Annotated in this window: 42 protein-coding genes; 28 read left to right on the top strand and 14 right to left on the bottom strand. The window is 69.0% G+C overall.

What is annotated here, in order from left to right; genetic code table 11:
- From ACLBYG_RS08090 to ACLBYG_RS08040, 11 genes are read right to left on the bottom strand one after another with little or no spacing between them, the layout of a single operon-like run.
- Complete coding sequence (locus ACLBYG_RS08090; protein WP_447681140.1) at window positions 1-270, bottom strand: hypothetical protein; 270 nt, start codon at window positions 268-270, stop codon at window positions 1-3.
- A 1-nt stretch (window position 271) separates the two neighbouring features.
- Window positions 272-430, bottom strand: coding sequence for a hypothetical protein (locus ACLBYG_RS08085; protein WP_447681139.1), 159 nt, complete (start codon window positions 428-430; stop codon window positions 272-274).
- A complete protein-coding gene (locus ACLBYG_RS08080) occupies window positions 430-1,074 on the bottom strand; it encodes a hypothetical protein (protein WP_447681138.1) in 645 nt (214 codons plus the stop codon). The genes ACLBYG_RS08085 and ACLBYG_RS08080 overlap by 1 nt, the downstream gene beginning before the upstream one ends.
- A complete protein-coding gene (locus ACLBYG_RS08075; RefSeq protein ID WP_447681137.1) occupies window positions 1,071-1,793 on the bottom strand; it encodes a YqaJ viral recombinase family protein in 723 nt (240 codons plus the stop codon). The genes ACLBYG_RS08080 and ACLBYG_RS08075 overlap by 4 nt, the downstream gene beginning before the upstream one ends.
- Window positions 1,794-1,803: 10 nt before the next feature.
- Complete coding sequence (locus ACLBYG_RS08070) at window positions 1,804-2,064, bottom strand: hypothetical protein (RefSeq protein ID WP_447681136.1); 261 nt, start codon at window positions 2,062-2,064, stop codon at window positions 1,804-1,806.
- A 2-nt stretch (window positions 2,065-2,066) separates the two neighbouring features.
- A complete protein-coding gene (locus tag ACLBYG_RS08065) occupies window positions 2,067-2,366 on the bottom strand; it encodes a hypothetical protein (protein ID WP_447681135.1) in 300 nt (99 codons plus the stop codon).
- Complete coding sequence (locus tag ACLBYG_RS08060) at window positions 2,363-2,758, bottom strand: hypothetical protein (RefSeq protein WP_024828614.1); 396 nt, start codon at window positions 2,756-2,758, stop codon at window positions 2,363-2,365. Before ACLBYG_RS08060 ends, ACLBYG_RS08065 begins: the two co-directional genes overlap by 4 nt.
- Window positions 2,755-3,129 carry a hypothetical protein gene (locus ACLBYG_RS08055; RefSeq protein ID WP_447681134.1) on the bottom strand — a complete coding sequence of 125 codons (375 nt, stop codon included), beginning with the start codon at window positions 3,127-3,129 and terminating at the stop codon, window positions 2,755-2,757. The genes ACLBYG_RS08060 and ACLBYG_RS08055 overlap by 4 nt, the downstream gene beginning before the upstream one ends.
- A complete protein-coding gene (locus ACLBYG_RS08050) occupies window positions 3,126-3,344 on the bottom strand; it encodes a hypothetical protein (protein WP_447681133.1) in 219 nt (72 codons plus the stop codon). The genes ACLBYG_RS08055 and ACLBYG_RS08050 overlap by 4 nt, the downstream gene beginning before the upstream one ends.
- 2 nt (window positions 3,345-3,346) lie before the next feature.
- Window positions 3,347-3,586 carry a helix-turn-helix domain-containing protein gene (locus tag ACLBYG_RS08045; protein ID WP_447681132.1) on the bottom strand — a complete coding sequence of 80 codons (240 nt, stop codon included), beginning with the start codon at window positions 3,584-3,586 and terminating at the stop codon, window positions 3,347-3,349.
- On the bottom strand, window positions 3,586-3,735 hold the full coding sequence (locus ACLBYG_RS08040) for a hypothetical protein (RefSeq protein ID WP_175556276.1): 150 nt from the start codon (window positions 3,733-3,735) through the stop codon (window positions 3,586-3,588). The genes ACLBYG_RS08045 and ACLBYG_RS08040 overlap by 1 nt, the downstream gene beginning before the upstream one ends.
- A 208-nt stretch (window positions 3,736-3,943) precedes the next feature.
- Between ACLBYG_RS08040 and ACLBYG_RS08035 the strand changes: the two genes are divergently transcribed.
- The gene (locus ACLBYG_RS08035; protein ID WP_447681131.1) at window positions 3,944-4,201 is read left to right on the top strand and encodes a hypothetical protein; all 258 of its coding nucleotides are present in this window, start codon (window positions 3,944-3,946) and stop codon (window positions 4,199-4,201) included.
- Window positions 4,202-4,441: 240 nt separating this feature from the next.
- On the opposite strand, the gene ACLBYG_RS08030 is transcribed toward ACLBYG_RS08035, so the two are convergent.
- A complete protein-coding gene (locus ACLBYG_RS08030) occupies window positions 4,442-5,125 on the bottom strand; it encodes a S24 family peptidase (protein WP_447681130.1) in 684 nt (227 codons plus the stop codon).
- Window positions 5,126-5,212: 87 nt separating this feature from the next.
- Between ACLBYG_RS08030 and ACLBYG_RS08025 the strand changes: the two genes are divergently transcribed.
- Window positions 5,213-5,431, top strand: coding sequence for a hypothetical protein (locus tag ACLBYG_RS08025; protein WP_447681129.1), 219 nt, complete (start codon window positions 5,213-5,215; stop codon window positions 5,429-5,431).
- A gap of 63 nt (window positions 5,432-5,494) precedes the next feature.
- Here the strand turns inward: ACLBYG_RS08025 and ACLBYG_RS08020 are convergent, their stop codons facing one another.
- Entirely contained in the window at window positions 5,495-5,743 is a 249-nt protein-coding gene (locus ACLBYG_RS08020) for a hypothetical protein (protein ID WP_441009445.1), read from the bottom strand.
- 67 nt (window positions 5,744-5,810) lie between these two features.
- Here ACLBYG_RS08020 and ACLBYG_RS08015 point away from each other — a divergent pair, with 67 nt between their 5' ends.
- The 18 genes from ACLBYG_RS08015 to ACLBYG_RS07930 all read left to right on the top strand — a co-directional run bounded on the left by ACLBYG_RS08015 (window position 5,811) and on the right by ACLBYG_RS07930 (window position 14,957).
- Window positions 5,811-6,071, top strand: coding sequence for a hypothetical protein (locus ACLBYG_RS08015; RefSeq protein WP_447681128.1), 261 nt, complete (start codon window positions 5,811-5,813; stop codon window positions 6,069-6,071).
- Entirely contained in the window at window positions 6,071-6,235 is a 165-nt protein-coding gene (locus ACLBYG_RS08010) for a hypothetical protein (RefSeq protein ID WP_447681127.1), read from the top strand. The genes ACLBYG_RS08015 and ACLBYG_RS08010 overlap by 1 nt, the downstream gene beginning before the upstream one ends.
- Complete coding sequence (locus tag ACLBYG_RS08005; protein ID WP_447681126.1) at window positions 6,232-6,699, top strand: hypothetical protein; 468 nt, start codon at window positions 6,232-6,234, stop codon at window positions 6,697-6,699. The genes ACLBYG_RS08010 and ACLBYG_RS08005 overlap by 4 nt, the downstream gene beginning before the upstream one ends.
- 360 nt (window positions 6,700-7,059) lie before the next feature.
- Window positions 7,060-7,548 (top strand): hypothetical protein, encoded by a 489-nt coding sequence (locus ACLBYG_RS08000; RefSeq protein WP_447681125.1) that lies wholly within the window; start codon window positions 7,060-7,062, stop codon window positions 7,546-7,548.
- A 4-nt stretch (window positions 7,549-7,552) separates the two neighbouring features.
- Window positions 7,553-7,873, top strand: coding sequence for a hypothetical protein (locus ACLBYG_RS07995; protein ID WP_447681124.1), 321 nt, complete (start codon window positions 7,553-7,555; stop codon window positions 7,871-7,873).
- A gap of 54 nt (window positions 7,874-7,927) precedes the next feature.
- On the top strand, window positions 7,928-8,248 hold the full coding sequence (locus ACLBYG_RS07990) for an Acb2/Tad1 domain-containing protein (RefSeq protein ID WP_447681123.1): 321 nt from the start codon (window positions 7,928-7,930) through the stop codon (window positions 8,246-8,248).
- 2 nt (window positions 8,249-8,250) lie between these two features.
- Window positions 8,251-8,667 carry a hypothetical protein gene (locus ACLBYG_RS07985; RefSeq protein WP_447681122.1) on the top strand — a complete coding sequence of 139 codons (417 nt, stop codon included), beginning with the start codon at window positions 8,251-8,253 and terminating at the stop codon, window positions 8,665-8,667.
- A gap of 90 nt (window positions 8,668-8,757) precedes the next feature.
- The gene (locus tag ACLBYG_RS07980) at window positions 8,758-9,324 is read left to right on the top strand and encodes a hypothetical protein (protein WP_447681121.1); all 567 of its coding nucleotides are present in this window, start codon (window positions 8,758-8,760) and stop codon (window positions 9,322-9,324) included.
- A gap of 15 nt (window positions 9,325-9,339) precedes the next feature.
- On the top strand, window positions 9,340-9,798 hold the full coding sequence (locus tag ACLBYG_RS07975; protein WP_447681120.1) for a RusA family crossover junction endodeoxyribonuclease: 459 nt from the start codon (window positions 9,340-9,342) through the stop codon (window positions 9,796-9,798).
- Window positions 9,795-9,995: a hypothetical protein gene (locus ACLBYG_RS07970; protein ID WP_447681119.1), complete on the top strand. Its 201-nt coding sequence runs from the start codon at window positions 9,795-9,797 to the stop codon at window positions 9,993-9,995. Before ACLBYG_RS07975 ends, ACLBYG_RS07970 begins: the two co-directional genes overlap by 4 nt.
- Window positions 9,992-10,609, top strand: coding sequence for a class I SAM-dependent methyltransferase (locus ACLBYG_RS07965; protein WP_447681118.1), 618 nt, complete (start codon window positions 9,992-9,994; stop codon window positions 10,607-10,609). The genes ACLBYG_RS07970 and ACLBYG_RS07965 overlap by 4 nt, the downstream gene beginning before the upstream one ends.
- Before the next feature lie 4 nt (window positions 10,610-10,613).
- Window positions 10,614-11,465 carry a hypothetical protein gene (locus tag ACLBYG_RS07960; RefSeq protein WP_447681117.1) on the top strand — a complete coding sequence of 284 codons (852 nt, stop codon included), beginning with the start codon at window positions 10,614-10,616 and terminating at the stop codon, window positions 11,463-11,465.
- Window positions 11,398-12,030, top strand: a complete 633-nt coding sequence (locus ACLBYG_RS07955) for a hypothetical protein (RefSeq protein WP_447681116.1) — start codon at window positions 11,398-11,400, stop codon at window positions 12,028-12,030. Before ACLBYG_RS07960 ends, ACLBYG_RS07955 begins: the two co-directional genes overlap by 68 nt.
- The gene (locus ACLBYG_RS07950) at window positions 12,027-12,284 is read left to right on the top strand and encodes a hypothetical protein (RefSeq protein ID WP_447681115.1); all 258 of its coding nucleotides are present in this window, start codon (window positions 12,027-12,029) and stop codon (window positions 12,282-12,284) included. Before ACLBYG_RS07955 ends, ACLBYG_RS07950 begins: the two co-directional genes overlap by 4 nt.
- A 99-nt stretch (window positions 12,285-12,383) precedes the next feature.
- The gene (locus ACLBYG_RS07945; RefSeq protein WP_447681114.1) at window positions 12,384-13,244 is read left to right on the top strand and encodes an SPFH domain-containing protein; all 861 of its coding nucleotides are present in this window, start codon (window positions 12,384-12,386) and stop codon (window positions 13,242-13,244) included.
- Between the two features lie 25 nt (window positions 13,245-13,269).
- The gene (locus tag ACLBYG_RS07940; RefSeq protein WP_447681113.1) at window positions 13,270-13,524 is read left to right on the top strand and encodes a hypothetical protein; all 255 of its coding nucleotides are present in this window, start codon (window positions 13,270-13,272) and stop codon (window positions 13,522-13,524) included.
- Window positions 13,525-13,602: 78 nt separating this feature from the next.
- Window positions 13,603-13,992: a hypothetical protein gene (locus tag ACLBYG_RS07935; protein ID WP_447681112.1), complete on the top strand. Its 390-nt coding sequence runs from the start codon at window positions 13,603-13,605 to the stop codon at window positions 13,990-13,992.
- Between the two features lie 95 nt (window positions 13,993-14,087).
- Complete coding sequence (locus tag ACLBYG_RS07930) at window positions 14,088-14,957, top strand: hypothetical protein (RefSeq protein WP_447681111.1); 870 nt, start codon at window positions 14,088-14,090, stop codon at window positions 14,955-14,957.
- A 39-nt stretch (window positions 14,958-14,996) separates the two neighbouring features.
- On the opposite strand, the gene ACLBYG_RS07925 is transcribed toward ACLBYG_RS07930, so the two are convergent.
- Entirely contained in the window at window positions 14,997-15,890 is an 894-nt protein-coding gene (locus ACLBYG_RS07925) for a hypothetical protein (protein ID WP_447681110.1), read from the bottom strand.
- Between the two features lie 439 nt (window positions 15,891-16,329).
- On the opposite strand from ACLBYG_RS07925, the gene ACLBYG_RS07920 reads away from it, so the two are divergent.
- The 8 genes from ACLBYG_RS07920 (at window position 16,330) to ACLBYG_RS07885 (ending at window position 21,635) form a co-directional block, all read left to right on the top strand.
- Complete coding sequence (locus ACLBYG_RS07920) at window positions 16,330-16,572, top strand: hypothetical protein (protein WP_447681109.1); 243 nt, start codon at window positions 16,330-16,332, stop codon at window positions 16,570-16,572.
- A 174-nt stretch (window positions 16,573-16,746) separates the two neighbouring features.
- Window positions 16,747-17,520 (top strand): recombinase family protein, encoded by a 774-nt coding sequence (locus ACLBYG_RS07915; protein ID WP_447681108.1) that lies wholly within the window; start codon window positions 16,747-16,749, stop codon window positions 17,518-17,520.
- Window positions 17,517-17,747, top strand: a complete 231-nt coding sequence (locus ACLBYG_RS07910; protein ID WP_447681107.1) for a hypothetical protein — start codon at window positions 17,517-17,519, stop codon at window positions 17,745-17,747. Before ACLBYG_RS07915 ends, ACLBYG_RS07910 begins: the two co-directional genes overlap by 4 nt.
- Window positions 17,738-17,935 (top strand): hypothetical protein, encoded by a 198-nt coding sequence (locus ACLBYG_RS07905; protein WP_447681106.1) that lies wholly within the window; start codon window positions 17,738-17,740, stop codon window positions 17,933-17,935. The genes ACLBYG_RS07910 and ACLBYG_RS07905 overlap by 10 nt, the downstream gene beginning before the upstream one ends.
- Window positions 17,935-18,081: a hypothetical protein gene (locus ACLBYG_RS07900; protein WP_441009419.1), complete on the top strand. Its 147-nt coding sequence runs from the start codon at window positions 17,935-17,937 to the stop codon at window positions 18,079-18,081. Before ACLBYG_RS07905 ends, ACLBYG_RS07900 begins: the two co-directional genes overlap by 1 nt.
- Complete coding sequence (locus ACLBYG_RS07895; RefSeq protein WP_056525076.1) at window positions 18,078-18,368, top strand: DUF5681 domain-containing protein; 291 nt, start codon at window positions 18,078-18,080, stop codon at window positions 18,366-18,368. Before ACLBYG_RS07900 ends, ACLBYG_RS07895 begins: the two co-directional genes overlap by 4 nt.
- Window positions 18,358-19,680, top strand: coding sequence for a PBSX family phage terminase large subunit (locus ACLBYG_RS07890; protein WP_447681105.1), 1,323 nt, complete (start codon window positions 18,358-18,360; stop codon window positions 19,678-19,680). Before ACLBYG_RS07895 ends, ACLBYG_RS07890 begins: the two co-directional genes overlap by 11 nt.
- Window positions 19,677-21,635 (top strand): portal protein, encoded by a 1,959-nt coding sequence (locus ACLBYG_RS07885; protein ID WP_447681104.1) that lies wholly within the window; start codon window positions 19,677-19,679, stop codon window positions 21,633-21,635. Before ACLBYG_RS07890 ends, ACLBYG_RS07885 begins: the two co-directional genes overlap by 4 nt.
- The last annotated feature ends 43 nt before the right edge of the window (window positions 21,636-21,678 follow it).

Here is a 21,678-nt window from a genome sequence, read left to right as displayed (position 1 = left end):
TCAGGCGTCCTCCTCTTCCCGGGACTTGTAATCTGCGATCTCAGCGCGGGTCATGAACCGCCAATCCTGCGCAAGGTTGGCCAGCGGTTCGACGGCGGCGCCGAGCGACGCGATGAGCTTCAGCGCGTCGGGCGCCTGGTCCTTGAAGGATGGGATGATCGGCAAACCGCCGATCCCGACCTTGATCTCCATCCCGTTGGAGTCGGAGGTTAGGTAGAAGTCCAGGCGGCATTCGCAGCCTTCGGGCAGCCGGTCACGAGGCTCGGTCACGTCAGACTTTCTCCTGTCCGCTGCTCGGTTGATCGTGAGAGGACGCTGTGCGCGCGGCATCCTCGGCCTTGAGGGCGCGGTACGAGGACACGAGCGCCCAGGCGGCCCCGGCCAGGGCGAGACCCACGGCCAGCCCGGTGAAGAAGCTCGGCCAGCACATCAGGCGGCCTGCTCGTCTGCCGGCGCGAAGCCCGGGAAGCCGCGGTCGTCTTCGAGCGGCGGCCCATCGTCCCGCGTGTCGGCCTCGTTTATCAGCCGGTCGAGTTCGCCCTCCATCTGAGCGAGCGCCGCGACGTGGTGCTGCTTGAGCTGCCGGTGCCACGCCTCGAACGCGTCCCGGCCCGCACGCGCCTTCTCGCGCGCGACATCGGGGAGGGTCCGCTTCGGGGCCGTCTGGTTGTCGGCCGCGCGCTCCTCGGCGAGCGGCCTGACCGTGAACGGACGGCGCACAGCCTTGGCGACGGTGAGCGGCAACGTCACGGCGCCCGGGATGCCGGACATGTGGCTGATCCGGATGCCACCGACCGCCACGCCGCCGAACTGCACGGCGTTGTCTCGGTAGAGCGTCATCCGCCGGCCGGCATAGGCGTTGCCGTCGCTGCCCCAGAGCTGCAGGAGCACGCGCCGCATCGACTTGCCGGGCTTGTACGGCTTGCCGCCATCGCCCTCGAAGTGGATGGAAATCGGCTGGTCGCCGTCCTTCTTGACGACGCCGGTCACCGTGATGGTGCGCGGGCCGCCGATCAGGTCGTCGGCGTTGAGCTGGTCGCTCTTGGGCGCGACCGTCTGCGAGATGTCGATCACGCCATGATCTCCCGTTCGACGCGCTGGGTCGGGATGGCTCCGGCGGAGGCGACGGCGTCGTGGTAGCGGCCCATCGCGTCCCGGAGGCGCTGCTCGAAGTCGCCAGCGGCGGAGATGATCGCGGCCTGGATCGTCTCGTCCGGGTAGGCGCGGATCACCGCGAGCGGCAGGCCGCCGGAATACGAGACGAGGTCACACCAGAGCCGCTCGGACACGAGGAGCCCGGTCTGGATCTGGAGGACGTAATCGGCCGGGATCGCGCCCTCGGGCACGTGCTCGAGGAAGGTCTGGACCTGGTACTTCTGCCGGCGCGACTTGCACTCGACGAGGCCGTCGGTGCCGACCAGCGCGTCCGGCGAGTAGCCGAGCGTGAAGCCCCACCGGTCGTTGGTGATGAAGCCGACGGTCTCGGTCTCGGCGTAGTGTCGCGCGTAGAGGGTGAGCGCCTCGATCTCGTCGTCCCGGCCGCGCAGCATGTCGTCGCTGACGTACCGGGGCTCGACGAACTTGGTGATCCGCTGGGCGAGCAGCTCGTACAGGTGAGCCCGCTCCTTCTCGTTCTTGGCCGCCTTGAGGGTCGGCGTGAGGATCAGCGACATCTCGCTGGCGGTGAGCATCCCGCAGCGGGCGGCGATCCACTCGTCGGTGCCCTGGTAGAGGTCGGCGTGGATGCGCACGGAGGACGGGCGCGCGGGGGCGTCGGGGGCGAGCAAGGCCATGGGGCGCTCCTCAGAAGGGGATGTCGTCGAAGCGACGAGCGCGGCTGCCCGGCATCGGGCCGGGCGAGACCTCGGACGGCTCGCCGAAGGTGAGGCGCTCGAACTCGACGAGGCGGAGCGCCTCGACGGCCTCCAGCACCACGAAGGCCTGCCCCGGGTTCTCGCGGGCGAGGCGCTCGGCCTCGCGGATGGCGGCCACCTTGGTCCCGTGCCGGTGGTTCGCCGGGCCGGCGCCGTGGACGAGCCAGTAGGGTTCGAGGTCCAGCGCCATCGTCACGCCTCCGCGGTGACGGGTAGGCCGGCGACGCCGAGCCCAGCGTTGATGGCGGCGGCGAGCATCTCGGCCCGCTCGCGGTCGAGGCTCGCGGAGCCGGCCGGGATGACCAGCGCGAACACCGTCCCATCGGCGTCGGCGAGGCCGCGCAGGGTGCTCTCGCAGGCGCGGACCGGCGGGCGGATGCCGAGGAAGGTGGCGCGGTGCGCCGGCGTTACGGCGCGCGGCTCGCGCATCTCGGCGGGGAGAACGGCACGGGTCATCACGGCCTCGGTCTGTGAGAAGGATTCGAGGGTCACAGGCGCCTCCCGGCGGCCCGGAGCCGGGTGCGCGCGTCGGCGAGCACGGTGACGTCGTCGCGCCCGTCGAGGTCGACGCGGGTCTCGGCAGTGAAGAGCGCGATGTTCCCGGCCATGGTGCCGGCGGTGGCGCGCTCCAGCGCCTCCTCGAGCACGCGGTCCAGCGTCTCGCGCGGCTGGTCCAAGCCGGTGTTCAAAAGCAAAACCTGCGCTGCCGCGGCGTGCTCGGTGGTGGTGCGCAGGGCGGCGTAGAGCTCGGCGGCGCGCTGGTCCTGCGCGTGGATGGCGCGGACCAGCTCGCTGTAGCTCGGCACGCCGAACGCGGCGGCGTGGCGGTCGACTAGGGCGATGAACGCCTGATGGTCCGGGGCGGAGCGGACGGCGCAGCTCATCGCGCACCCGCCAGCTTGTCGGCGACGCGGGCGCGGGCGGCCTCGGCGCGGCGCGCCGCGGCGGCGAGCTTCGCGGCGACGTCCTCCAGGCGGCCCATATCGGCGCGCTGTCCGGCGCCGGCGATGGTGGCCCGCTCCAGGTGGTGGACCGCCGTGAGCGAGGACTCGCTGATCGCGTCGAGGATCGCGAGGGAGGATTCCAGGCGCCCGAGCGCCTCGGAAGCGCTGGGCAGCGGCTCGGTCACGGCCTGGACCGCGATGCCCGGCGCCAGACGAACGAGGGGCTGATCCTCGGCGACGCTCTCGACGAGGTGCGGGGCGACCTTGGGCAGGTGGCCGAAGGCGGCGCGGATGGGATGCTGGGCGTTCATGCTGCCTCGCGATACTGGTCGGCTTCGAAGTCCGCGATGGCGGCCAGCTCGTCGGCGGCTTCCAGCGCGAGGGAATCGGCGTGGTCCTGAGCGGCGAAACAGGCCTCGGCCCAGCAGTCGAAGTCGTCGCCGAGGGGCCCGTAGGGGCCGCGCAGGGCGTAGCCGACGGAGGAGCCGGTGATCCGGTAGCCGGCGGGGAGTTCGAGGCGCGCCATGGTCAGGCCGCCTCGGACGCGTCGTCGAAGAAGCCGGCGACCGGCACGCCGATCCGCAGCGCGGCGCCCTGGAGCATGCCGCCCGACCAGCGGTTGGCGCCGGCCTCGTACTTCTGGATCTGCTGGAAGGTGATCCCGAGGGCTTCCCCGAGCTGCGTCTGGCTGATGCCGGCCGCGAGGCGAGCGGCCTTCACGCGCTCGGCGATGCGACGGTCGGCGTCGCTGACGATCCGGCCGCCCATCAGCGGGCGCCCCGGACGGCGGCCACGTGCTGGGCGATGAACGCCGGCACGAACGGGGCGAGGCCGATGGTCAGCGAGCCGAGCAGGCAGTGCGCGACCACCACCGTGGCCGAGGCGTGCTGGAGATTGTCGAGGTAGGCGGTGAGCATCTGGGGCTCCATCGGCTCGGAGAGCGGCGATGGGCAGATGATAATGGGCAAATGCCCCCTGTCAACGATTAAATGGGCAAACGCCCCAAAATGCCCATCGGAGGTTGTCCACAGGGCAGCTGAAAATCTGGGGATGGCGGGGCAACTTTGTTCCCGTTCTGTTCCTTTAGGTGCAACCTTGAGGCGAACGGAGCCCGGGAGGTCGGTCGTGGCAAGCCTCACCTATTTCGTCGTTCAGCCATTCTGTGATGCCGGGCGCGGACGCATCGCGCCCGGCGAGCCTCGACGCGTGCATTCACGGCGAGAGGCGGAGCGGATCGTGGAGACGCTGCACGGCGGATTGGCTGGCGCGGTGGCGTTTTCGCGTACCGGCGATCCCGAGGAAGGAGACTGGGCGGATGCGGAGATCTTCGCCCAGAACGGCTCCGTACCGCTTGAATTTTTGGAGGACTCTCTTCCGTGGTGATGGCAAAAAGAACGCCGGTTGATCCTCGATTATCTACACCACTTACCTCTGCCCCATCTGTCCGAGTGCAATGCGACGACTGCGGCCATATGGGATACTTAGATGCTGATCGACTTGCGGACCTGTCGGACGCGGGCTGTGTCACCTTCGGCGATCTGGGCCGCCGACTAAAATGCCACGATTGCTACGCTGCTGGCGGCCTCGGTAAAAGCATATCACTGGAAGTGATCGGCGCCGATCTCAAATGTACAGCGAGCCAACGATGACGTGCACAGACTTCACTAGGCCGCGATTAATCTCGATCTCTTCGCCTGGGTTATGCTGCCAGAGCACCAGTTTTGTGGGCGTGAACTTGCGGAATTCCTTGATGTAGCCCTCCGGCGCCTCTCCCTCGGTCTCGGGATGAAGCTGAACAACGACGTCGTCGCCTTGGCGCGGCGGCCGGTGAGGATGCACCCATACCTTCTCGCCCGGCTTGAAGCGCGGCCGCATGCTGTCGCCAACGACATAGGTGGCGTAGGCCTCGTCGACGTTCTCCAGCTGCGGCGGGCGCGGAATCGTCTCGATCACCTGCCCGTTATAGACGAGCTTGCCATCGTCGCCTCCTCGCGACACGCCGAGCACGTCCAACGGCGGACCATAGGACGGTGCAGGCTCGCGACGTGAAGCGTTCGGCTTCATCGTCACGGGCCCGCCGCCCTTCGTCGCGGCTGGTCCGGGCTCGGCAGTCCCGAGCAACCATTCGCTGGACTTGCCGAGTTCGGCGGCGACCTTGAACAGGTTCTCCAGCTTGCCGCGGCCGCGCTTCAGAGCGTCGCGAACGTAAGTCTCCCCCAGGCCAGCAGCCAAGGACAGTTCCTTCATCTCGCGGCCCTGCGCCTGCATCTCGCCTTCCAGGCGGCGACGTACTGCGTTCTCGATCATAGTGGGAGACTGCCCACCGGCTTGCCCATCGCCAATATGGCAGATGCCCATTGACGTGATGGGCAAATGCCCTTTATCTCGCCTGCCATGAGCGAGACCAGCCAGCTTCTCCGCGAGATCGAGTGCTTCATCCGCGAAGCTCGGATGGCAGCAAGCACGTTCGGCCGGAAGGCCGTCAACGACGGTAAGCTGGTCAGTCGCCTCCAGGCCGGGAGCACGGTCACACTGGAGAAGGCGTCGCGCATCCGAGCGTACATGCGCGACAACCCGCCCTCCGCCGCACCGGTCGAGGGAGCGGCCGCGTGATGGGCGCCGATCACATCGACACGCATACGAGAGTGCTCCGCCAGTCTCAGGTGCAGCGGCTGTTCAGACTTCACGAAGCGGCGGTGGAAGCCTCGCCCACTGCCCAAGTAGGCCCGCAAGCCGATCGACGGCCGCAATCGTCTCCAGAGCGATCTCCGGATCATTGCGGCTCGACTTCGCCAGATTGCGGAGATCGCTGACGATGGCGTTCGCCTCATCTCTCCGCATCCGCGTGATGACCATGCCGAGTGCGGTTTCGAGCGCGTCGAGCCGCGCGCTCTCTGGCCCATCTCCCACCATCTTCAGCTCCATCGGTCTTCGCACTTCCGATGGTAGGCCGCGCGGGCCGGGCGTCCACCGGATACTCCGGCCCGCGCTGGTGGCCCTGCTGCCGCTGGCGCTCGTGGCCTGCGAGGCCGACCCGATCGCCGCCCGGGCGACCCTGACCGAACTCGGCTTTCACGGCATCGCCCTGTCGCGGGCGCCGCTTACCGGCCGGCCCTGCGCGTGGGGTGAGCCGTTCGCCGTGCGGTATCGGGCCGTGACCGAGGACGGCCGGATCGTGAACGGCATCCTCTGCTCTGCCGACGAGGCAACCGAGCACGCGCGCCTGCTCCCCGATGGGGAGGGCCGGCGCTGATGGGTACGGCATGCCTCTTCCTCGGTGCGTGGTCCGTCCTGAGCTGCACCGCTGGGCGCGCCCTGATCTCGGGTGGTCCGTCTGACGGTCTGGTCCGCCGTGCGAGCCACGTCGGCCTCGTCGTCGGCGCGGGGCTGATCGTCTGCGGCGGAGCGCTCCGGTGAGCGCCGCCCCTCGCCTTTCGCCGCGTGCCCCTGCCGTCGCCAGCGTCGAGGCTGCGGCCTCGGTGGCGGTCTCCCTCCGGACGACTGCCATGCCGCAAGCCCTCACCGCCGCCGATCGCCTGATGCAGCTCGCGCGGATCCTGCGCTTCGGCGCCTCGGGGCTATTCCTTGAGGTGGAGCAGATCCAGCGCCGCCGTCCCGCGGAAGCGGCGACGGGCCGGAGCGCGGACATCGCCCTGCTGGCGCTCGGGATGCACGAGGCGGCGCAGGAGCTGGACCGCCAGGCGGCGGACGCGGACCTGCAGGCCTACCTCGCGCACCGCGCCGCCGGCGGCGACGTCCTGCTCCTCCCGCTTGCGGTTGTCGTTCGCCAGCCGGAGCAGCATCGGCCCGCGGCGAACGATGCCGGCGCGCTGAAGCGCGTCATCCGCGCGGTTGGCCGCCTCTTCCGGAAGGCGGCCTGAGATGTCGGTGCCCGTGCACATCGCCGGTTCCGTTGCCCTCGGTTGCGAGAACAGTAGCCGTTGCACGGTATCGGCGTCTCTACTGGCTGTTGCGCGACTGTGCATAGCCTCAACCCATCGCAGCGGTCGCAGGCTCACGCCTCCCGCCAGCGAGCGACCCGGCCGAGACCATCGCAATCTCGGACCCTCGGCCGGGTCGTCCCTTCTCCTGCGCGCCCGTCTCCGCCTGCAAGCTGCCGGTCGCGCTGTGTGTCGTGCGTACTCCGTCAACCTCCCGCATTCGCTGCGCTCCTCTGCGACATCCGCAAGATGTCGCGAAGGAATGGCGCTGTGGGGACAAAGACTGACCGGAACCGAGCAATGCTGACCGCATCTCAAGCTCGGGACGAGACCTTGCCGAAGCTGTCGGCGCTCGTCCGCCTCGCCCAGTCGAGCATGGGCTCGAAGATGGCCGCCTACGACGCGGTCGGGCGCCGGATCGGCGCCTCGGGCTCCTGGGTCCGCAAGTTCATGGGGCGCCAGGACACCGGCCTCGACGGGCACGTCCTGCACAACATCCGGACCGCTTACGAGCGGCTCTGCTCGAACATCGAGGCCGCGGCCGACGCCGCAGAAGCCACCAACGCTCTGCTCCGGGAGGATCTCCATGCGGCTCTTCGGGGAGATCGGGCGGCTCATCCGCGCACACCGGGAGGCGCGCCGGCTGCGGGCGCAGCTCCGCGCCGTCCAGGACGGGCGGCCGCATCGGCACTGGTCGTTCCGGATGCTCGCCCGCGTGTGCCGGGCCTGCCGGGTGCGGGTGATCTGACGGACCTGCCGCTGTGGCGGGCCGCGAACGAGGAGGAGTGAGACCATGGTTTACGGAGCCGATCATCAGAAATCGCACGCGTCGCTGCAGGGAGCGGCACCGGCGGCACCTCGCGAAATGCCGTCGCTCTATGCGGCCCTGCGCAGCCTCAGCGAGCACAACGAGAGCCTCAACGAGGCCGCGAGCGTCATCGAAGGCATCGCCGAGACGCTGGCTGGCTCCGAGCCCCAAGGCGCTGGCGGCACGGCGACGCGCGCCGAGCCTCCGAGCCTGACGGACGCGCTGAACGACCGCATCGAGCAGCTGCACGGACCGCGTCTGCGCATCCTGCGTGCGGCCGAACGCATCCGCGCTCGCATCGGCTGACCCGCCACCTCCGGGCGGCGATCGGCGCCGCTCGGCCACCTTCAGGAGCTGAGCATGGGTATGCGTGGCAAGGGCGCCGACGGTGACACGGTGCCGGAGGATCAGGAGGTCGTCGAGGCAGGAACCGCCTCGGCCTCGATCGCAGGTTATCGGCCGATCACCGACGTCATGAAGACGCTGGTGAACGAGAACAAGGAACTGGAGGAGATCGTCCTGCGCCGGCTCGACGCGCTTGCTGCGATGCCCGCCGGTACTCTCGACCCGCGCTGGTACGCCATCGGCCGCACCAAGGTCGAAGAGGCCTTCATGGCGATCAACCGCGCGGTGATGCAGCCGACGCGGATTGATCTGCCCGGTGACAGCTGGGCGGCCTGACCATGCGCCTCACGCTCAATCCCCTCTCCGCGATCCGGTCGTTCGTTCGGTCCCTCACCGAAGGGGTCCGCGACGACCTCTTCGCCTTGGAAGGCGGCCTGCGCGCTCGCCTTCAGACCGTGCGGGAGACGGTCGCCGACGCCGAGGCTGGCATCCGCACCGAGGTCGAGCGCGCCGAGACCAGGGTGAAGATCTGCGTCGAGGGCGCCGTCGGTGAGGCCGAGGCGCGGATCCTCGCTGCGATGCGCGACGAGTTCCGGGCGCTCGAAGGTCGCCTCGGAGGCTCAGGCGTCCAGGCGACGGCGGCGTCTCTGGCGCTGCCGCTATCGAACGGGCCCGGCGTTCCGCGCGGCCGCAACGACACTGGCGACGCCGTGGCGGCGAGCTCCGATCCGCTCGGCGGCCGTCCGCACCCCTGACCCTGAAACGAGAACCGCCCGGCCTGCTGTGGGAGCGGGTGCCGGGCGGTCTGAACCGAATGGGCGTGGTGCCCATCCATGGAGAGAGCAATGGAAGCCACAACAGACGCCGTCGCGCAAGCCGAAGCCGCTGTAGAGCTCGGCATCGAGACCTTGCGCGGCGACATCCGCGACCGGATCCTCGACAACATCTGCCGGCAGATGCCGTGCTGGACCAAGATGTCCGAGCACGAGCAGCGGACCATCATCGGGCGCGCCGATGAGGTGGCCGCCAAGACGGTGCGCGAGGCCATCAAGGTCGTGGCGCACCAGGGCTTCGACCACCTGGTGGTGTCGACCGGCAAGTGGACCGTGAAGGACGGCCTCAAGCTCGAGGTCGGCGCTTCCGGCTCGGTCGACGACATCACGAAGCTGGCCGAGCACGGCGCGAAGCCTGCGGTCCTCGTCCTGGCGGAGCCGAGCGTCTTCTTCGGCCAGCGCGCCGACGCGGTCGCGGACAAGGATCAGCCCGACCTGCCGATCGACGAGGATTCGGAGGCCGAGGACGGCGACGAGGATGGTGACGGCGACGGCGAGGAGGCCGGTCGCTCGCCCTTGCCGGAGCCGCCCACCCGCGAGACCCGGTCGCGCCGCACGCGCGAACCCGCGGACGCTTGAGCCTGGAGGCGCGCGGTGTCCGAGACCGTCATCATCCGCCTGCCGGGTGCCCCTCGCGGGAAGGGCCGGCACCGCGCGCAGCTCGTCCATCGGGGAGGCGTGGCGCGCATCCACTCCCATCCCGACCAGAAGACCGAGGCCTACGAGAGCGCCCTGCGCCTCGCGGCCGGCGCCGTCATGCGCGGGCGCGCCCTCCTCACCGGACCGCTGGAGGTCCGGATCTTCGCCACCATGCCGATTCCGGCGAGCTGGTCGAGGCGGAAGCGGCTGGATGCGATCGAGCGCCGCCTGCGGCCCACGACCAAGCCCGACTGGGACAACATCGCCAAGGTCATCGACGCGCTGAACCACGTCGTCTGGGCCGATGACGCCTCCGTGGTCGATGGCCTTGTCCGCAAGTTCTACGGCGAGACGCCCGAGCTGGTGATCCAGGTCACGGCGCTGGAGCCGCAAGCCGTGAGGGCGGCGGCATGACATGGGTGCTCATCTTCTCGGGCCGCGAGCTGTTCCGCGGCACCTATGCAGGCGCGCTCGACGCGGCCGAATCCATGCGCCTCTGCCAGCGCGACTTCCATCCGGATGGGACGGAGCTGGCGCCGCGCCTGGATCGCGGCGTGATGCTGGTGCTCTCGCGGATGGTCCCGGCCTTCCGGCGGAGGGCTGCAGCGTGAGCCACCGCGAGAACAAGGCGCATGCGCTCTCGGAGCGCGGGAACGACCTCTACGAGACGCCGGCCGTGGCCGTGCGCGCGCTGATGGCGATCGAGTGGATGCCGCAGCGGATCTGGGAGCCGGCCTGCGGGCCCGGCGCCATCGTGCGCGAGCTGTATGCCGGCGGGCACGACGTGCTCGCCACCGACCTCGTCGAGTATGGCTGGAAGGGGCAGGTCTCGGGCCTCGACTTCCTGAAGGTCGACGCGGCGCCCGAGGGCATCGACTGCATCGTCACGAACCCGCCCTACAAGGACGCGCGCGCCTTCGTGGAGAAGGCGGTGCGGCTCTGTCCGCGCGTGATGATGCTGCTGCGGTTCTCGTTCTACGAGAGCATCTCGCGCGGCTCCATCCTCGACACCGGCACGCTGGCCCGGGTGTATTGCTTCCGCAAGCGCCTGCCGATGATGCATCGCGACGGCTGGGAGGGCCCGAAGGCGTCCTCGAACATGGCCCACGCCTGGTTCGTCTGGGACCTCTCCCACCGCGGCCCGACGCAGCTCAGCCGCATGTCCTGGGAGGACTACACCGAGGCTGACCACGAGCCCGGCCCCATGCCCATGGCGGCGGAGTAGGCCGATGGGCGATCCCACCCTCATCGCCGATCTGGCCCGCGCCGGCCTCGAACCCGAGCTGCTGCAGCGTGTCGCGATGGAGCTCGCGCGCGCGCAGGTCGCCGTCGAGGCGATCGAGAAGCGCCGGACCTCCGACCGGGTCCGCCAGGGCCGGACGCGTCACGTGAAGTCACGTGACACCGCAGACGGCACGTTACCCCCCGTCCCCTCCCCGGATGGTCCACCCCCTCCTCCTGCACCTCCACCCCCACCCCTTAACCCCTCCCCAGCCCCCGGTTCCGACCCTGACGGGTCGGCCGACGTCGTCGGGCAGGCTGGCGGCGCTGGCGCGGCCGATGGCGACGAGACCCGGAGCTTCCGCCGGGAGCTGATGACCCGGGGCATCTCGCTGATCTGCGCCAACACCGGTCGGTCCGAGCACTCGGCCCGCGGCCTGATCGGGCACTGGCTGGGCATCGCCCACGACGAGGCTGTGGTGGTGCTCGGCCTGATCGAGGAGGCCGATGGGCGCGAGCTGGCCGATTTCTCGACCTGGGTCGAGCGGCGCCTCCAGGCCCGGCGCGAAGCCACTGGCCGGCGCCCGGACCGCGGACGCCCCGCTCAGCCCGCACCTACCGGCCTCGCCGCCCGCCTCATCCGCCAACGTGCCGAATCCCTGACGGGAGCCTACGATGTCGAACCGCCTGCCATCGACGCGAACGACCCTGACGCCGGCCCAAGCCGAGGAGAGGATCTCGGCACTGCATGGCAGGCTGGAGGCGCATCCCGTCCTTCCGACGCGGTACTGCGTGCGGCGGGACAGGGCGGTCTCGACCACCGAGCGGCAGCAGCTCTGCGCGCTCGCCGAGCGGCTTAGGGCCGAGCTGACGGCGGCCTCGAATCCCCGACACGTCGACGTAGTCGTGACCCGGGTGCTGCTGGGATTCGAGCAAGGGCGCGGCCGCGGCGACGACGAGAACGAGGTGCTGATCGCAGAGTACGTGTCGGCGCTGAAGGCGCTGCCGCTGGCCGCGATTCACGCCGCGGCCGAGCGCTTCCGATCCGGCGAGGCGCTGCGTCCCTGGTCGAAGCGATTCCGGCCCTCCCCGGCCGAGTTCGCCGAAGAGGTGCGCGAGGGCCTGATCCCGCTCAAGCGGCAACTCCTCCACATCCGGCACGTGCTCGAGGCCGAGATCTACGATGAGCCGACGGCGGAGCAGCGCGCGGAGGTCGCGAAGGTGGCCGAGGCGCACCTGAAGCGCATGCGGCAGACCGAGCCCGAGCGGCGCCGCGCCGAGACGCCGGCCGAGATCGCCCGGGCGCAGCGGGCGAAGCTGGACGAGGACCTCGCCCGGCTCCGCGCGACCGGCCACGGTCCGGACATCGGCCGGCTGATGGCCCGCCTCGACCAGCGCCAAGGCCTGACCGGAGGTGCGTCGTGAGCCGCCGTCCCGATCTATGGAAGGCCGAGCTGCGCGACCGCGAGGCCGCGCGGAAGGCCGCCGAGGCAGAGCGTGAGCCGCCGGGCGAGCACGTCTGCGCCGAGTGCGGTGTATTCGGCGCCTCGTTCGGCTTCGGGGTCTTTCGGAATCTCTCCGACGGCCTGTGGTCGTGCGCCGACCGGGAGTGCCTTGCGATTGTCGAGGCGCGGGCGGCGATTCCTCTGCCTCCGCATACAGTAGAGCAGGCCGCGTGAATCCACGTCGCGCGGCTGGGTGAGGGAACGATGGCTAAAGGCACACAGCTCGAACGGCAGCGCGATGGGCGCGATCCGGGGCAAGGGGAAACGAAGAAGATGAACTACGTCCGGCTCGGCCTCATCGGCGTCGCGGGCCTCGTCGCCCTCTCCGTCGTCGGCGGCTCGTTCTACACGGTCGATCAGCGCGAGCGGGTAGTGCTGCTCACGAACGGCGCCGTCGTCGGCGAGGCAGACCCGGGCCTGCACTGGAAGCTGCCGTTCGTGCAGTCGGCCGTGTCGATCAGCGTCGAGTCGCACCGAGTCGAATTCGACAAGATGGAGGCCTACTCGCGCGACCAGCAGCCGGCGGTGATGAAGCTGTCCGTGCTCTACCACGTGCCGACGGACCGGGTGTCCGAGGTCTACAGCCGGTTCACGTCGACCGCGAACCTGGAGGACCGCGTCGTCGAGCCGAAGGTGCTGGAGCAGTCGAAGAACGTGTTCGGCCAGTTCGACGCGGTCACGGCCGTGCAGGAGCGGGTGCAGCTCAACGCCAAGATGGCGGCGGCCATCCACGAGGCGATCGGCGGCATGAACGCGCCGATCGTGATCGAGGCCGTGCAGATCGAGGACATCCAGTTCTCGCCGGAGTACATGCGGTCGATCGAGCAGCGCATGCAGGCCTCCGTCGAGGTCGACCGGCTGAAGCAGAACGCCCTCCGCGAGAAGGTCCAGGCCGAGATCGTCGGCACGAAGGCCGGCGCCGAGGCGAACGCCATCCGCCAGCGGGCGCAGGCCGAGGCTGATGCCACGAAGCTCCGGGGCGATGCGGAAGCGAGCGCGATCCGGGCCCGCGCCGAGGCGCTCGGCTCGAACCCCGGTCTCGTGGCCCTGACGCAGGCGGAGCGCTGGGACGGAAAGCTGCCGAGCACCATGGTGCCTGGTGGCGCCCTTCCGATGCTCAACGTCGGGAAGTAGCTGGCACCCTCAGCAGGAGCGCACCGTGACGGACGAGCCCACCATCTCGGCGGATCAGCCCGCCTTCCTGACGATGCCGGCGGAGCAGACCATCTATTACCACCCGCCCAGCTACGTTCTGCTCAAGCTGAAGAGCGACGGCACCTATGAGCTGGGCGGCACGGTTGCCGACATGCTCGCGGACGAGTGCGGCGTCGTTCGCGCGTTCGGCGCCGTCCTGCGCGACCAGTACGAGGCCGGGCGCCGCGGCGAGCCGCCGCCCACGGCCGGCCGTCCGTAGTCGCGGACGAGAACGGAGACACGGCGCCCGGTGCTGATGGCGAACCCGTTGAGGATTGAGGGGCCCGACCCGCCGGCCATGACGTGCGCGGACGTGGAGCGGTGGCTGGTGGCGGCGTTCATGGCCTTCACCAGCTCGGGCATCTTCAGCGTCCGGCCGAACCGGCTCCAGCCGAACGACCCGGAGGAGATGCGGGCGACCTTCGACTGGATCGTCTTCTCGGGTGAGATCCTGGGGCGCGACAGCGACGAGCGGGTCGCGCTCCTCACCTGGGCCCGGGCCAAGGCGCGAGGCAGGATCAGAAGGCACAGGCGCCTCCGGCTGCTGAAGGATGTGCCGGGCGGATCGATCACCGACCATTGCCGCGAGTTCGGGATCTGGCGGCGCACCTTCGACCGGCGCCGGAAGCGAGCCTGCGAGCGCCTCGCCGATGCCTGGAACGCACGTGATAGCGGCCGGCCGGAGTGACGCAGGCATAGATCACGCTTGCGTATGTCCAAAAACGGGACGCAGATCAGGTGTCACGGATCGACGGAAGGTCGACCGCCTCAAGGGGCACCACCGTGGCAGCGTCCAGGACCAAGGCCATCTCTCTCGCCGGCTCGCCGGCAACCCACACCCATGTGCGCTTCGCCCAGCCGGAGCGGCGCCGGGATCCGCGCGGCGACCGGTACGACCACGCCGGCGCCTTCGACCCGCGCACAGACCTGTCGAAGCCGGTCCGGGGCAAGCGCGGCCCGATCGAGACGGCGGCCGTCGCGGTCGACGATCCGTGGACGCCGGGCGGTCGTTCGCTCGCCGCGGTCAACCGCCGCGTCGACGTGCTGGAGATGGAGCGCTCGCACGGGCGGCTCACGGTCTCGCAGTACGAGGTCGGGCGCCAGGTCCAGGCGATCTTCGAGCGGGCCTCTGGCGCCCGGCTCGGCTCCATGGACTTCGGGGTCCGCGGCTCGAAGGACATGACCATCGCGCACGAGCTGTCGGTCATCTACGCGATCGACGACGCCCGGCTGGTGGCGAAGCTGAAGGACAAGGTCGTCCGCGCCGTCGGCGTGCCAGGCGCCCGCTTCCTCCACGAGGTGCTCACCGGCCGGCAGACCTTCGCCCAGTTCGCCGAGGCCCGCGGCAAGGGTGGCGACCGCGGCACCAGCCAGATCGCCGCGCACTTCCGGATCCTGATGGAGAACCTCGACGAGGATTTCGCGGCTGAAGGTGTCGAGGGCGTCCAGGAGCGGTTCTTCCAGGGCGAGCGGATGGGCGAGGAGACGGATGCCCGCGGCCGCACGGTGCCGGCCGGCAAGGGCCACGCCTGGGGCATCAGCGAGGCCCGCTACGCGCCGCAGATGAACCGGGATGCGCTGGCGCTGGCCGGGCGGACCGCGAAGGTGCGGGATAGGGTGGCGGCGCGGTACCGGGTGGGTGAGGACGGGTGACGTAGGCAGTCATGGCCGGCTGCCGGTGAGCACGTTTCCTCAATCGGCGCCGGCTCCCAGATCCGGTCCAGCAATCATAGTGATCTTACCAGGTGGTATGCTCAATTCCTCGTGCTCCAGGAGGATAGGCTCAAACCCTAGGAGCAATCTCGTGTTTCTGGTCTGGTGTACGTGAGAAGGGTCTGTGTCAAAAGTGTAATTTACACAGGCGACCAGCCATATGTTGATCATGGACTGATTGCGATTTGGATCTGCCGCTGCGCTGAGCTCATCCCGGCTAAGCGAAAAGCCATAATTAGCTATCCCGGGATTTAGGTAATCTCCAGGAAAAAGAGTCTGCCAAAGTGGACTCGGCATGACAGAGATCTGTTCTGCATGATTTTTGCGCGATTGCTCACATCTTGCCAAAAACTTATCTAGATAATCGCCGCTGCTTGTAGTGATTGCCCAGCAATCAAGGCTAACATTTTTAGCTGGTACCTTCCCGACGTTCCTCACGCTTACTATACCGAGCATGTGCAGGACGCTTGAATTCAGCGTTATTGGATCGCCAGTAAGTAGGATATCCATGCTGAGCAGTGCTCTTTGATCATTCAGAAGCGCAAGTCGTGCCGTCTCGGCTGATTGTTTGGCGGCCTCAGCGCTCAAACGCGCCGCTGCGATAGCCTCTTTTGCGTCTTCACCCTGCTGTTTAGCCACGCTCCATAGTTTCAAGGTGGAATTATTGAGTCTGGCAGTATAATATACCAATGCTAGAGTGAATATTGCAATAGCTACATCCGTTGCTTTCACTTCCGAGAAAAACGTCGTCCACCAATCTTCATGATCCTCAGATTTCGCTTCCATACGCGGAGCCTGAGCTTTTTCGGCAGACGAGGCTTTCTCTGGCTGAGATATTGATTTTGGCGCTTCAGAGGGTGCTTCCTGAGTCACCGACTGCCCCGCGGAAGGGCCTGTTGGCTTCTCTGCTTGAGGTGCGCCTCGTGAGTTTGTAGGGCCTTGGTCCTGCGCAGCCGATGAGTTCGGGATATTCGGGGCAACCTGCGCGGTCGCTGTTACCGCTGCCAAACATACCGCGCACGCAACTGCGAACCGTATCATCATGCCCTCAGAAAACTCGAAGCCTGATCGCAATGCATCTGATCGCGAGCGGCCTGGCAAGGAAGCTGAGCGCTGGCGCAGTATCAGGATCGCGTGTTCTTGACCCGACGGGCGAAACCGTCCATTCCCTTAGAGGTCGCGAGACGCACGCCCGGGGCTGAGAAGCCGCCGGGCGTTTGCATGTCCGGACCCAGCTTCACCGAACCCGCTCAACAGCTTAGGCGTTGCCCCATGAGACGCGGGCGGTGTTCCATGCCATGATCGGTCCCCGATGAGCGCCCACGCTATCGTCACCGCGATCGAGGAGGAGAGCCTCGCGCTCTGCCGCCTCCGCGCGACCGGGCGCCAGGACGTCGACCTCGCCGCGCGGGACCATCACTGCCGGCGCATCCGGTCGCTGATCCGCCAGCTTCGGCCACTGATCGGGACCGTCGAGAAGCGCACGTTCGGCACGTCCGGGCGGAGCGAGAAGGGCAAGCCGTACACGGTGGCCCGGCGGCGTCGGGCGGCCTGATTTGTAGGTCGATGCGGAATTACCAAGACATTTCCGCAAGAACCGCCCCGACAGCGTAAATAACGAAGCAATATGAGTGACTTACCCGCGATTTCAGGGTCGCGGCGAACTGCTCGCGCCCGAGGCAGAATAAAAACCCAGAAGGCCGCGAAGGCGGTTCTGGCCACCCGAGCGGTGGCCTACCTCCGGGTCTCCACCGATGAGCAGGCCGCTCACGGTTTCGGGCTGGAGACGCAGGAGCGAGCCCTCCGCGCCTTCGCCGAGAGCCAGGCCTACGAGCTCGTCGCGGTCATCACCGATGCGGGCGTGTCCGGAGCGACCCGGCCCGCCGATCGCGCCGGCTTCGGCGAGGTCCTGCAGCTCGCGGCCGACGGGAAGTTCTCGGTGCTGCTGGTCTACCGGTTTGACCGGCTAGCCCGCGAGATCCGGTACGCGGTTACCACGGTGGCGGATCTCGCCGAGACGCACGAGGTCGGCATCCGGTCCGTCACCGAGCCGATCGACACAGCGACGCCGATGGGGCGCACGGTGTTCGCCATCCTCGCCGGCATGGCGGAATCGGAGCGCTTCACGATCCGGGACCGGACCGCAGGCGGGAAGCTCGCCAAGGCCGGCCGGGGCGGCTTCGCTGGGGGCCGGGTCCCCTACGGCTACGCGACCGACCGAGCCGGCGGCCTTGTCATCGTTCCGGAGCAGGCGGCGATCGTCCGGCGCATCTTCCGAGAGCGTGGCCGCGGCAAGCGCCCGCGGGCGACCCTCCAGGCGATCGCCGAGGGGCTGAACCGCGACGGCATCCCTTCCCCGACCGGCCGCCGGTGGCGGCACGACACGGTCGGCTACGTCCTCGACAACCCGAAGTACCGCGGGGCGGTCGAGTACCTTTTCACCTGGACCGGCGCCGAGCAGCACGTGCTCCAGCCGGGCGCCCATGAGGCGATCATCCTTTGACCGCACGCCCCGACTTCACCCCGGTCGACGCGGACCGGGCGCTTCGCCATGCGCAGCGCCTCCAGCGCGACCCGGCGGCCCAGGCCTACGGCGACCACCTTCGTCGGCAGGGACTGATCCCGTCGCTGGTGCAGCTCTCGGCTGAGACGCCGTACGACGAGGCCCGGGCCGGCGAGTTCGAGGTCCGCCGCTCCATGGCGATGAGGAACGCCAAGCCATGCTGCTGAAGCGCATCGTTCTCCGTTGGCTGCTCGGCACGCGCTCGGCCAGGCCCGCGCCGGCCCGCGTCCATCGCGGCGAGCACGAGCTGTCCGTCGGTGCTGAGAACCTCGGCGCACCGGCCGGCCCGATCGCGAAGCTGTCGCGCGCGGATGCAGAGCGCCTTCTAGGCATCCCCGTGAGGATCGTCCGCTGATGCGTGGGATCGTCGGCTTTCGGCATGCCGCCGGCATCCTCTTGGTGCTCGTCGCCGGCTGGGCCTGGGTGTGGGTGTTCGACCGCCCCGCGCAGGCCGCGACTTGCGGCGGCGGACCTGAGATCAGGCACGAAACAGGTTCATGAGCCAGTTCCAGCCCGGCCAGTCCGGCAATCCTGGCGGCCGTCCGAAAGCGTCGGCCAAGGTGCGCGACCTCGCCCGCGCGCATACCGAGACTGCGCTGCAGGTCCTCGTCGAGATCGCGACCGCGGGCGAGAGCGAGGCGGCCCGGGTCGCGGCGGCCAACGCCATTCTGGATCGCGGCTACGGGAAGCCGACCCAGCCCATCGACGGTGACGGTGAGGGCGGCGCGATCCCGACCGGCATGACGGTCACCTTCATCCGGCCCGGGCAGCCGCCCGATGCAGGTTGAGTTCCCGGAGAAGCTCGCCTTCCTGTTCGAGCCGGCCCGCTACAAGGTCGCCTATGGCGGCCGCGGCGGGGCGAAGTCGTGGGGCTTCGGCCGGGCCCTCCTCATCATGGGCGCGCAGCGGCCGCTCCGGGTGCTCTGCGCCCGCGAGTTCCAGAACAGCATTGCGGAATCGGCGCACGCGCTGTTCGCGCAGCAGATCGACCTCCTCGGGCTCGATGGCCTGTACGAGGTCCAGGAGAAGCGGATCCTCGGCCGGAACGGGACCGAGTTCATCTTCAAGGGTCTCCGGCACAACGTCGCCTCGGTGAAGTCGACCGAGGGAGTCGACATCTGCTGGGTCGAGGAGGCCCGCACGGTCTCGAAGACGTCCTGGGACGTGCTGATCCCGACCATCCGCAAGGCGGGTTCGGAGATCTGGATCAGCTTCAACACGGAGCTGGAGGAGGACGAGACCTACCAGCGCTTCGTGAAGAAGCCGCCGACCGGCGCGCGCGTCGTGAAGATCGGCTGGGAGGACAATCCGTGGTTCCCCGACGTGCTCCGGCAGGAGGCGTTGGACCTGAAGGAGCGCGACCCGGTCGCCTACGAGACGGTCTGGGGCGGCAACTGCAAGGCGGTGCTCGACGGCGCGATCTACGCGAACGAGATCCTGGCGGCGACGACCGCCAAGCGGTTCACCAAGGTCCCGTACGACCCGACGAAGCCGGTTCACACCTTCTGGGACCTGGGCCGGGCCGACAAGACCAGCATCTGGTTCGCCCAGATCGTCGGCTTCGAGTTCCGGCTGATCGACTTCTACGAGAGCCGCGGCCACGCGCTCGGCCACTACCTCGAGGTGCTAAAGGAGCGGGCGCTGCCGGTGGAACAGGGCGGGAAGGGCTACGTCTACGGCGAGCACTGGCTCCCGCATGACGCCCGGAACGAGCTGCTCGCCTCCGAGCGCACGATCGAGCAGCAGATGTGGGCGGCCGGGCACCGGGTGCGGATCACGCCCCGCCTCACGGTCGCCGCCGGCATCGACGCGGCCCGCAAGATCTTCGCCCGGTGCTGGTTCGACGAGGAGGCCTGCGCCGACGGGCTCCAGGCGCTCCGGAACTACCGGTTCGACGTCGACCCGAACACACAGGCCTTCTCGAAGGCCCCCCTGCACGACTGGGCGAGCCACGCGGCCGACGCCTTCCGGTACTTCGCCATCGGCATCGCCGAGCCTCGTGAGGACGATCCGCCGGTGGATGGTCCGAACGACGTCTACGCGCGCCGACGCCGCCGCGAGGCGGAGGAATCAATATCAGGATCAGGTTGGGCGGCATGACGGACACGGACGCGCCCGCCCTCGACGGCGAGGCGGTGGATCAGGCTGGGCTCGACCGCGAGGCGCTGCTGCGCCGCCTGCGCGGCTGGTACCGCACCGACCGGGAGGCCTCCGCGAAGTGGCGCGAGGATGCGCGCGAGGACTTCGACTTCGTGGCCGGGCGCCAGTGGAGCACCGAGGACGAGGCCGTGCTGCGCCAGCAGGGCCGCCCGCCGGTGACGTTCAACCGGATCCTGCCCGTCATCAAGGCGGTGGCCGGCTCCGAGGTGAACAGCCGGCAGGACATCCAGTACCTGCCCCGCGAGATCGGCGACGCGGCCAAGAACGAGCTGCTCACCGAGGCCTCGCGCTACCTCGCGGACGAGGCCGAGGCGGAGGACGAGGAATCCGACGCGTTCGTCGACTGCGCGATCTGCGGCATGGGCTGGGTCGAGATGCGTCTCGACTATGAGACCAACCCGGACGGCGCCTATGTCGAGGACCGGGTCAACTCCCTGGAGATGATCTGGGACGCGGCCGCGCGGAAGCGGAACCTCGCCGACGCCCGCCGCCTGTTCCGCGCGAAGACGATGGACCGGGCCGAGGCCGAGGCGCTGTTCCCCGACGTCGACCCCGCGCTCCTCGACGCCGCTTGGGCCGAGGACCGCGACGGCGACGGCGAGCACCGGGAGATCCAGCCGGGCGAGCGTCGCATTGACCGCCCGGGCGAGGATGCCGACGCCTCGTCCTCTCGCGTGACGATTGTCGAGTGCCAGTGGTGGGAGCGCGCCCGCGTCGCGGTGGTGATCGAGCCCACGACCGGCGAGCCGCAGGAGATGGAGCCGAAGGCGGCCGCCGTTCTGTCCCGCCGCGCCGAGATGCTGGGCATGCCGGTGAAGGTGTTCCACCGGATGAAGCGGGTCTACCGCCGCGCCTTCCTCGGCGCCGTGGTGCTGGAGGAGGGCCCGGCCCCGGCCGGCGACCAGTTCTCCTACGCCTGCCTGACCGGCGACCGCGACCACAACAAGGGCACGTGGTTCGGCATCGTGCGGCCGATGCGCGACCCGCAACGCTTCGCCAACAAATGGCTGTCCCAGACCCTCGACATGCTCAACCGCCAGTCCAAGGGCGGCTGGATCATGGAAAAGGGCGCGGTGCCGGACCAGCGCGCCTTCGAGGCCAGCATCGCCAAGCCCGGCGCGGTGTCGTGGGTGTCCGACGGCGCCCTGATGTCGGCGCGCATGAAGGAGAAGCCGCTCCCGGTCCTGCCGTCCGGCCACTGGCAGCTCATGGAGTTCGCGATCGGCTCCATCCGCGACACGTCGGGCGTGAACCTGGAGCTGCTCGGCCAGAAGCAAAACGACCAGGCCGGTGTGCTGGAGTACCAGCGCAAGCAGGCCGCCATGACGATCCTGGCGACGCTGTTCGACTCCCTGCGCCGGGCCCGGAAGCACATCGGCCGGGTGCGCCTGTTCTTCATCCAGACGTACCTCTCGGACGGCCGCCTAATCCGGATCGTGGGCGATGAGGGCGCCAAGGTCGTGCCGCTCATCCGCGACCGGACGATGGGCGACTTCGACGTGGTGATCGACGACGCCCCGGCCTCGCCGAACCAGCAGCAGATCGTGTGGCAGACCTTCACCAGCGTCCTGCCGATCATCAAGGACATGATCACGCCGCAGGTCCTGCTCGAGATCCTGCCCTACTCGCCGTTCCCAGCCTCGTTCGTGGCCAAGATGCGCGACCTGCTCGCCCAGACGGCCGACACGCCGGAGCAGGAGCAGCAGAAGGCCCTCGCCGTGCAGACGGCGGTCGCCCGGATCCAGGACATGGCCGCCGGCGCGAACCTGAAGAACGCCAAGGCCGGGCGCGAGCAGGCGCTCACCCATCAGGATCACGCCTCGGCGGCCATGCAGCTCGCCCAGCTGCTCACCGCGCCCGAAGCCGCAGCCCAGGCCGCGGAATCCGCCGCCTGACCCGTTACGCCCCCCGGCGGCGCACGCCGGCTTTAGTCCCCTT

The sequence above is a fragment of the Methylobacterium sp. D53M genome, from assembly GCF_053345625.1.
This window is presented reverse-complemented; position numbering and strand designations above follow the sequence as displayed.